At 33.9% G+C, this 9,665-nt stretch carries 8 protein-coding genes and 1 pseudogene; 7 read left to right on the top strand and 2 right to left on the bottom strand.

The features are described from left to right. From AC1VAQ_RS20305 to AC1VAQ_RS20295, 3 genes and pseudogenes are all read left to right on the top strand, one after another. Nucleotides 1–618 (top strand): annotated as a pseudogene (locus AC1VAQ_RS20305) (hypothetical protein); the annotation flags it as partial. Between the two features lie 3 nt (nucleotides 619–621). Beyond that, complete coding sequence (gene srtB, locus AC1VAQ_RS20300; RefSeq protein ID WP_479904466.1) at nucleotides 622–1,332, top strand: class B sortase; 711 nt, start codon at nucleotides 622–624, stop codon at nucleotides 1,330–1,332. Between the two features lie 75 nt (nucleotides 1,333–1,407). Then, complete coding sequence (locus AC1VAQ_RS20295) at nucleotides 1,408–2,148, top strand: transglutaminase-like domain-containing protein (RefSeq protein WP_479904465.1); 741 nt, start codon at nucleotides 1,408–1,410, stop codon at nucleotides 2,146–2,148. Nucleotides 2,149–2,401: 253 nt separating this feature from the next. Here the strand turns inward: AC1VAQ_RS20295 and AC1VAQ_RS20290 are convergent, their stop codons facing one another. After that, the gene (locus AC1VAQ_RS20290) at nucleotides 2,402–3,370 is read right to left on the bottom strand and encodes a pectinesterase family protein (RefSeq protein ID WP_302598702.1); all 969 of its coding nucleotides are present in this window, start codon (nucleotides 3,368–3,370) and stop codon (nucleotides 2,402–2,404) included. Between the two features lie 409 nt (nucleotides 3,371–3,779). On the opposite strand from AC1VAQ_RS20290, the gene AC1VAQ_RS20285 reads away from it, so the two are divergent. From AC1VAQ_RS20285 to AC1VAQ_RS20270, 4 genes are read left to right on the top strand one after another with little or no spacing between them, the layout of a single operon-like run. Next, nucleotides 3,780–5,147 carry an ABC transporter substrate-binding protein gene (locus AC1VAQ_RS20285; RefSeq protein WP_302598703.1) on the top strand — a complete coding sequence of 456 codons (1,368 nt, stop codon included), beginning with the start codon at nucleotides 3,780–3,782 and terminating at the stop codon, nucleotides 5,145–5,147. Between the two features lie 58 nt (nucleotides 5,148–5,205). Then, complete coding sequence (locus tag AC1VAQ_RS20280; protein ID WP_302598704.1) at nucleotides 5,206–6,105, top strand: carbohydrate ABC transporter permease; 900 nt, start codon at nucleotides 5,206–5,208, stop codon at nucleotides 6,103–6,105. 55 nt (nucleotides 6,106–6,160) lie between these two features. Then, entirely contained in the window at nucleotides 6,161–7,024 is an 864-nt protein-coding gene (locus AC1VAQ_RS20275; RefSeq protein WP_334306960.1) for a carbohydrate ABC transporter permease, read from the top strand. 17 nt (nucleotides 7,025–7,041) lie between these two features. Then, on the top strand, nucleotides 7,042–8,598 hold the full coding sequence (locus AC1VAQ_RS20270) for a glycoside hydrolase family 28 protein (protein WP_302598706.1): 1,557 nt from the start codon (nucleotides 7,042–7,044) through the stop codon (nucleotides 8,596–8,598). On the opposite strand, the gene AC1VAQ_RS20265 is transcribed toward AC1VAQ_RS20270, so the two are convergent. After that, on the bottom strand, nucleotides 8,583–9,485 hold the full coding sequence (locus AC1VAQ_RS20265) for an AraC family transcriptional regulator (protein WP_302598707.1): 903 nt from the start codon (nucleotides 9,483–9,485) through the stop codon (nucleotides 8,583–8,585). The genes AC1VAQ_RS20270 and AC1VAQ_RS20265 overlap by 16 nt on opposite strands. Nucleotides 9,486–9,665 lie beyond the last annotated feature (180 nt).

The raw sequence follows: 9,665 nt of genomic DNA, 5'->3' as shown, positions 1-9,665 counted from the left end.
GAAGGAACAGAAGAACCGGATAAGCCAAGTGTACCAGGGGAAGGAACAGAAGAACCGGATAAGCCAAGTATACCAGGGGAAGGAACAGAAGAACCGGATAAGCCAAGTATACCAGGGGAAGATTCAGAAACTCCAGAAGATGAGGTAGAGATTCCGGATGAGGATTTACCAGCGGGACCTATTAATCCGGGGATACCAGAAATACCTAGTGATGATGAGGATGAAATAGAGATACCAGATGAAACATTGCCAGGAACGGGTACAGATATAGATGACAGTATAACAACACCTGAAATGCCAGATGATGAAATAGAGATTCCAGATGAAGAAGTACCTAGTGGACCTATTAATCCGGAAATACCTGGTGACACATCAAATGGCAATGAAATAGATGAAGAACATCAGGAAAATACAGATGCGCCTGGAGTGGATGAATCCTTAACAGATAATAGTGGAGAAATAAGTAGTTCTGAAGAAAATAATAAGTCTGATAAGGTAACAGAAAAAACAGACAACCCACAGACAGGTGATAGGGGACTATTTTGGCAAATCATAACGCTTGTAGCAGCCTTATTTGGCTTAAGTTTAATTTATAAGAAGAAAGATACAAGTAGGTAGTTTATTATCAAATATTTTGTTAAAAAAGGGATAAGTCTAATTTGCATAGGAATTGTAGTGTATGATTTTTTTAGCATAGGAGCTTATTTGAAAAGTAGCTTTTCTCAAAAGCAGCGTTATGAAATACTTAGAGCCAATTTAGCAAGTGATGTTAAAGTCGATGAGGGAAAATCGATATTATCGGAGATGAAAAGTGTTAATGAAGATATTATAGGGTGGATAAAGGTTTCTGGAACTAATATTAATTATCCTATTTTACAGGCAGATGATAATACTTATTATCTTAGTCATTCTTTTGATAAGACGCCTAGCAAGGGTGGCAGCATTTATATGGATTATAGAAATAGCAGTAGTTTTGAAGACAAAAATACGATTCTTTATGGGCATAACATGAAAGACGGAAGTATGTTTGCTGAACTAAAAAAATTTAAGAAGGAAGCATTTATTCTTGAAAATAATATAATTTATGTAAATAGAAATGACGATACTTTAATATATGAGATTTTTGCAGTTTATGTAACAGATCCAGATTTTGAATATCGTAAGATTGCATATGATAATGTATGGGAATTTGAAAAGTTTTCAAAGCAAGTTAAAGCATTATCTAGTGTACAAACAAATCAAGTCATTACTAAGGAAGATAAAATACTTACTTTATCGACATGCGAAGGTAGTGGAAAACGATTGGTAGTGCATGCGAAGCGTCTAAATTAAAAGAATGGGTGTGGAGATTAAATGAAACACAAGCCGATATTTATAATGGTAATACTAATGCTCCTTATGTGTACGATGGCTTATGGAAAGGAATTACCTCATATAGATATCAGGTATGTAAGTCAGGGGATTGTAAGGATTAGTTATCAAAGTGATAAAAAGATTAAAGTTATTGTAAAAAATAATGATAAACAATACACCTATAATTTAACAGCAGATGGAAGAGTGGAGACTTTTCCATTACAGTTGGGTAGCGGTCAGTATACTGTAGGTGTATATGAAAATACTACTGAAAGTAAATATAAAAAGCTGACCAGTAAGACATTTCAATTAGGGGATATTAATGAGCAGATAGTGTATTTGAATGCTGTTCAAAATGTAAATTGGAATGAAGAAGATGAGGCAATTAAGCTGGCTAAGGTACTTACAAGGGATAAGAAAACCAATATGGAAAAAGCTATAAGTATATATACATATATTGTATCTAACTTTAATTATGATGAGGATAAAATTCAAAAGTTAGCTTATAACTATATTCCAGAAGTGGATAGTATATTAAAAACTAAAAGTGGTATTTGCTATGATTTTTCAACATTATATGGCGCGATGCTAAGAAGTACAGGGGTGCCCACTAAACTTGTGACGGGATATAGTTTAAATGCTATAGGCTATCATAGCTGGAATGAAATATATGATGAAAATACAAATGAATGGCTTATAGTAGACCTTACCTATGATGTACAACTTAATCAGCTTATTCATGAGCGAGAAATGAAAAAAAATAAGATTTTATATAAAAAAGAAAAGGAATATTAAGAAGTTTAAATTTCTCTATATATAATTTGAAAGATTACAAAGATAAAACTAAAAAAATCAATGGACAAGATAATATAAATGGATAAGAAAAAACTGGTGAAAATGCATATATGCAAAATGTCTATATAATTAAGTTCGAGTTTGTAAAAGATAAGATTTACTAAAAGGAGGTATCGTGAGGCCATGAATGGTCTCACGATACCTCCTTTTATTTTTGAGAAATTGAACTTTTATTTTGAGGAATTAAATAAGATTATTCCCAAGGGATCCAATGATCTAAGCCATGAAGCACTTTTTCACGGCTATAATAAGTAAAATCAACAGTAGTTAGCGTATGTATCCAATCTGGTCTATAGGTAAGATTGCTGCCACTACCTGTATTATTACCTTCGGCAAAGAAAGTTGTTGTATGGCTATCTATTTTATCCCAGTCATGCCAACCTTCTCTTATAATATGTGGGCCAATTTCACAATTTAAGAAAACTGATTTGGCAAAATGTCTCCAAGGTCGGCCTAAATAAACCGTTTCATCTGGTGCATCACTTGTAAGGCGACAAGAATCAAAGACATAACCATATTCTTGGCCTTCAGCTGTAGAAGGGGCTGTGATGTAACCGTTTATTTTTTTGCCAAGATTGTTAGAGAAGATTTCACATTTATAGAAAAAGGCCGTAGCTGAGCCAAAGATGAAATCAATATCACCTTTAATGAAGCAGTTTTCATAATATTGACGACCATTAATACGTGGTGCATTTTCTCTAGGACCTTTAAAGGAGCCTGGTGTAAGCGGTGCAGGAGGGAGTGGTCCTGTAAATAATGTATCTTGATAACCTAAGAAGTGGCAGTTGATAAAGGCGGCACGATCGCAGTCGACATAGGCTGCAATAGCTTGTCCGACTTTGTCGCCTATACCTGCAGTATTTTCAAATGTGATATTTTTTGCTGTAAAATCATTTGCACCAATAAAAGCTGTATAAGAGTTAAAGGTGCCATAAGTCTGCCCAGTAGGAAATAGCTTTTTAGCATAATCTCCATATGAAATAATAGTGTTTTTAGCACTTTCACCAACAAGTGTTATAAAAGGTTTTGTAATATGTAACTTTTCGTTATAAACACCAGGTTTGATAAAAATTGTTATAGGTACCGTATTGTTCTCTGGAATACTATCAATAGCAGCCTGAATGCTTTGATAATCAGCGCTTTCTTCGTGTGAAACTATCATTTTTCTAAACCTCCTAGTATGTGATTTAACGAGATTATTATAACTTAATAAGATAGGAGTTGTATAAAATTACTATAAAAAATATCAACTCATAGCAACATATGTAAAAAAAGTAGCAAAGAGAACAAGTTTTAGTATGGTACTTTGTGAAAAAAACTATATAATTTAAAATATAAATTAATTTGAGGTACACGGTAGAAATATAAAAATTATTTAGCTTAGTGCCGAATGTTGGAAAAAGTCAGCTACATAGATGTTTTCTAGAAAAGTACTAGAAGGGATCACTATGTATATATAAAAAGCATACACCTCGAAGAGGAAGTGCAGGGTGTAGCTGAATGAACTTGAAAATTAAATTTTCGAGGTGCACGAACGTGTGCAATATTTAAATTACTAGGAGGATTTAGTTATGAAAAAAGCATTAGCAATGGCAATGTCAACATGTTTATTAGCAACCTCTATGGTTGGTTGTGGTGGTAACACATCAACACCAGCTGGCTCTACAGGCGCTGAAGGAACTCCAGCTGCAAGTGAAGCGGTTGACACAAGTTCTGTATTAACAGACAATGCTGAAATCAGATTCTGTTGGTGGGGTGGAGACGATAGACATACAGCAACACTCGCAGCTATCGACTTATTCCAAGAAAAATATCCTAACATCAAAGTTAAAGCTGAGTACGGCGGTTGGGATGGTCATGCAGAAAAAATTACTACTCAAATGACAGGTGGTACAGCTGCGGACGTACTTCAAGTAAACTATGACTGGTTAAGCCGTTTATCAAAAGATGGTACAGGATTTATGGATCTTGAACAATTTGGAGACTTAATCAAATTAGATAACTTTACAGAAGAAGACCTTGCATTCGGTAGAAGAAAAGGTATCCTTAATGCAATTCCTGTATCTACAACAGGTAGAAGTCTTTACTTCAACAAAACTACATTTGATCAATTAGGAGCTACAATTCCTACAACTTGGGATGAATTACTTGCTTCAGGTGAAAAATTCCCAGCAGATCAAGGATACTATCCATTTGACCTTGATACAGGTAGTGGTTTCCCATCTTGGTACTTATGTGTAGTATACATGCAACAAAAAACAGGTAAAGATTTCATCACAGAAGATGGTCAAATCGGATTTACACAAGAAGAACTTCAAGAAGCACTTGAATTCTATAAATCTTTAGAAGACAACAAAGTAATTAGAACACAAGAACAAAGATCTAACGAAGCTGGTACAACTCCACTTTACCAAACACCTTCATTCTTAGAAGGTAAAGTTGCTGGTGTACTTGAATGGAGTAGTTCAATCGGTAAATACGAAGCTGCTTTAGCTGAAAAAGGTCAAGAATTAGTACTTGGTAACCTTTTAATGTTAGATGGTGCTGAAAATGTAGGTTGGTTCAAAAAACCTTCATTAATGTATGCAATCACACCTAATACAAAATCTCCAGCAGCTGCTGCTTTATTCTTAGACTTCATGTTAAATGATCAAGATGCTGCTAAAGTACTTGGTACAACAAGAGGTATTCCATCAAGTAAATCTGCTTCAGAAGCTTTAGCTGATTCAGATGAACTCGTAGGTGCAGCTTATGAAGGTACAAAACAAATTAATGACTGTGGTGCAAACATCATGAGTCCATACTTCGAAAATGCTCTTATGAAAGAAGTATACAATGAAGCTATTCAATACTTATCTTATGGTGAAGGAACACCAGAAGAACTTGCTGCTACTATGTACAGCCAATTACAAGATACATTAGCTGGTATCGTTCAATAGTTAAATATATAAGGGCAAGTTTATGCTTGCCCTTAATAGAAATTATAGGGAGGACTTCATGAACAAGAAAGCCAAATTTAATAAGAAAAATTACGTTGGGCTCTTATATGTAACACCATGGCTCATCGGTTTTCTAGTATTTACACTTTACCCAATTCTTGCGGCATTTTATTTAAGTTTCACTGACTATAGTTTAATGAGTGCACCAAACTTTATTGGTTTTGACAACTTTACAAAATTATTCTCAGATAAAACTTTCTTAAAAGCATTCGGCATAACAGCTAAATACGTAATTTGGGAAGTACCATTAAAACTTATTTTCTCATTATTCGTTGCATTTATCCTTAATATGAATATAAAAGGCATTAACTTCTTTAGAACAGCTTACTATATTCCATCAATATTAGGTTCAAACGTTGCGATCGCTATCCTTTGGAAATTCTTATTTGCAACAGATGGTCTTGTTAACCAAGTATTCGGCGTTGTAGGTATGGAACCAATCAGTTGGTTTGGTCAAGCAACACCAGCGTTATTTACAATCGTACTTCTTAGAGTATGGGAATTCGGTTCAACAATGGTTATCTTCTTATCAGCACTTAAAGAGGTACCAGGTGAGCTTTATGAAGCAGCTTCTGTAGATGGATCTAATGCATTTAGAAACTTCTTCACAATTACAATTCCAATGATTACACCAATCATTTTCTTCAACTTTATTATGCAACTCGTTCATGCGTTCCAAGAGTTCAATGCACCTTACTTAATCACAGGTGGGGACCCAATGAAAGGAACTTACTTATTACCAATGCTTATTTATGACAACACATTCAAATACTTCAACATGGGTTATGCAAGTGCGATGTCATGGATCTTATTCATTGTTGTAATGGTATTTACAATGATTACATTCAAGAGTTCAAAATACTGGGTATACTACAGTGACAACGGAGGTGAAGAATAAGATGGCACAACAATTAAGTCAACACGCAACAGTAGAACAAAGACGTGTAGCAGAAATGCAACGTCAAGCAAGAAGAAGAAGAAGAAACGCATTTAAAATGGGCTGTATGTATGCCATCCTCATTTTAGTTGCTATTGTTATGATTTATCCAATTATTTGGTTAGTTGGTGCATCATTTAAATCAAACTCAGAAATCTTTACATCAATTGGTTTCTGGCCATCATCATTTGATTTCCAACCATATATTGATGGATGGAAAACAGGTACACAATATACAATGGGTCATTACTTCTTAAACACATTCAAAATCGTAATTCCAAAAGTTATCTTTGTAATTATTTCAACAACACTTACAGCTTACGGTTTTGCTAGATTTAATTTCCCACTTAAAAAGTTATTCTTCTCATGTGTAATTGGAACAATGTTACTTCCAAACATTATCTTAAGAATTCCAAGTTACTTAATGTGGAAATCATTTGGTTTATTAGATACATATGCACCACTTGTATTACCAGCATTGTTTGCAACTGAATTATTCTTCGTATTCATGCTTATCCAATTCTTCAGAGGGGTTCCAAAAGACCTTGACGAAGCAGCAGAAATCGATGGATGTAATTCATTCCAAACACTTATTCAAATTTTAATGCCAGTACTTAAACCAGCTATTATTTCATGTGCATTATTCACATTCATGTGGACAATGAATGACTTCATGAGTCCATTAATCTACATTTCTTCAGTAGAAAAATATCCATTAACAATTGCTCTTAAAATGTCAATGGATGCTACAGGTGGATCATTCGACTGGAATAAAGTTATTGCAATGTCACTTGTTGGTCTTGCGCCATCAATTGTTGTATTCTTCGCTTGTCAAAGATACTTCATTGAAGGTATTGCAAGTAGTGGTATCAAAGGTTAATAGGAGGAAGACTTACTATGTGGAATGTAGCGAATATTACTTCTACGAGCCTAACAATAGAGCTAGAAAATACAGCTTGTCACTATGTTGATAAAAAGTATACATGTTTTATAGATGGCGAGGAGATTGGTGAACTTAAAACTAATATTCATACAATCCATAACCTTAAACCAAATACAACTTACAAAGTAAGTATTAAAGCAGAAGCTGGAGAAGAAGTTACTCATGAGGTAACGACTTCTCCAGAATCTGCATTACTTAATGTAAGGGACTTTGGGGCTAAAGGTGATGGAACAAGTATGGATACAGCGGCAATTCAAACAGCAATTGCAGCAGCGCCAAAAGGTGCACGTATTGTATTTCCAGAAGGAACATACAGAACAACACCTATTTTCTTAAAAAGCCATATTACAATTGAATTAATGGAAGGTGCTACTCTTTTAGGACATCATGAGAGAGATGCCTATCCAATCTTACCAGGTAAAGTGGCAAATGAATATGATGAAAATAGCAGCGTCTACTTAGCCTCATGGGAAGGTGACGCAGCAGATTGCTACGCCAGCTTACTCACAGGTATTAGTGTAGAAGATGTACGTATCATCGGTGCAGGAACAGTTGATGGCAATGGTCAAAATGGTGACTGGTGGATTGACTGTAAAGTTAAAAGAGGTGCTTGGAGACCAAGAACACTTAATTTAATTGACTGTAAAGATATTGTAGTAGAAGGAATTACAATTAAGAATTCGCCTTCATGGACAGTGCATCCAGTAAGAAGTAGAGGGCTTCGTTTTATTAATATAACACTTAATAATCCAAAAAACTCTCCAAATACAGATGGTATTGATCCAGAATCATGTAATGGAGTAGAAATTCTTGGTGTAAAATTCTCTTTAGGTGATGACTGTATTGCTATTAAATCTGGTAAAATCAGTGTACCAGTTGAAAGAAGACAGCCAAGCGAAAACATTATTATTAGAAACTGCTTAATGCAATATGGTCATGGAGCAGTTGTTCTTGGTAGTGAAATGTCTGGTGGTATTAAAAATGTCTTCGTAGAAAGATGTTTCTTTGAGGCAACAGATAGAGGATTACGTATTAAAACAAGACGCGGTAGAGGAAATACTGCTGTAATCGATCAAATCTTTGTTAAAAACATTCAAATGGAAGGTGTTCTTACGCCATTCACATTAAACTCATTCTACTTCTGTGACCCAGATGGTAAAACAGAGTACGTTAGAACAAAAGAAAAACTACCAGTAGATGATCGTACACCTTTAATTGGTAGCTTAGAATTTGAAAATATGCAGTGTAAAGATGCAGAGGTTTGTGCAGGCTTTATTTATGGCTTACCGGAACAAAAAGTTAAGTCGCTTACTTTCAAAAATATTTCTATTGATTTCAAAGAAGATGCAGTAGCAGACTTCCCAGAAATGTTAGAAGACCAAGAAAAAATCGCCAAGACTGGATTTATTCTAAGAAATATAGAAAAAATACAATTTAGCGATGTAAAAGTAAATGGTCAAATCGGCGAAGCCTTCTTAGTAGAAGACGTTGATGACTATTTAGAAGCGTAAAATTTCTTGTATTGTTGAGGAGATAATCCTGTTACAAGTTTAAAAGTACGACTAAAGTGAGAACTACTTGAGAAACCTACAGTTTCTGCTATGTCAGAAATCTTAGTAGAGGTATGCTCAAGTAGTTCTTTTGCTTCTCTAATTCTAAGACTGTTGATATACTCTACAATTGAAAGATTGGTAGATTTCTTGAAAATTTTACTTAAATAAAATGGACTAATATAAAATTGTTCAGCAATAGAAGTCAGTGTAAGGTCCTGATTATAGTTAGCACTAATATATTTTAATATTTTATCTACTTTATTATTAACGATTTGGTGAGATTCAAACTCTTTTTGCTCTAAAACACCTATGTATTCTTTAATGGTAATAAGTAATTCGGAAAGTAAAAGTTTAAGTAAAGTTTTTTTATAAGGTGTTTGACCAGAGGTCTCAGACTTGCCTAATGATTTAGGTTGTTCATCTTCTATATCAAGACTACCTAGATTTACAAGTCGATCTAAGATGTTTTCGATAGTCAGTTTGTATTTAAAAGATAAGGGTAAAACTGTAAATTTTGTTTTAAAGATAGAAGTTAAGTCAATATCTTTAAGTTCGGAAGAAAATTCTTCAATAAAACTCCCGCTAAAGTTTAAAACAATACGGCTATGAGGAATATCACCCATGTTAGCAGTCTTGTGAACAGAATCCGCGTCAATAAGCACAAGATTTCCGGGATTTATTACGTAAATAGAGTCATCGATAAAGTATTTTCTAGAGCCTTCTAATAAGTAATAAATCTCATATTTTTTATGCATATGAAAAGAGTCCATACTATACATATCCGTTTTCTTCGAGCGATCAATATAAAAGTCATAATGTGGTGCATACACCGGTTTAGATATCATAAGAGCCTCCTCATAATATATTACTATGTGATTTTAAAATTATAACATTTTTTTTGAAAAAAAACAATTTCATATTATAAAAAATAGGATAAAAAATTAATTGTAAAAACAAACTTATGGTATAAATGTACAAAAAACATTGTGAAACATATGTCAAAACTATACATAGTTAAAAAATAA

It is taken from the genome of Cellulosilyticum sp. (genome assembly GCF_982396655.1).
The sequence above is the reverse complement of the archived record's forward strand: the minus strand, read 5'-3'. Positions and strand labels throughout refer to the sequence as shown.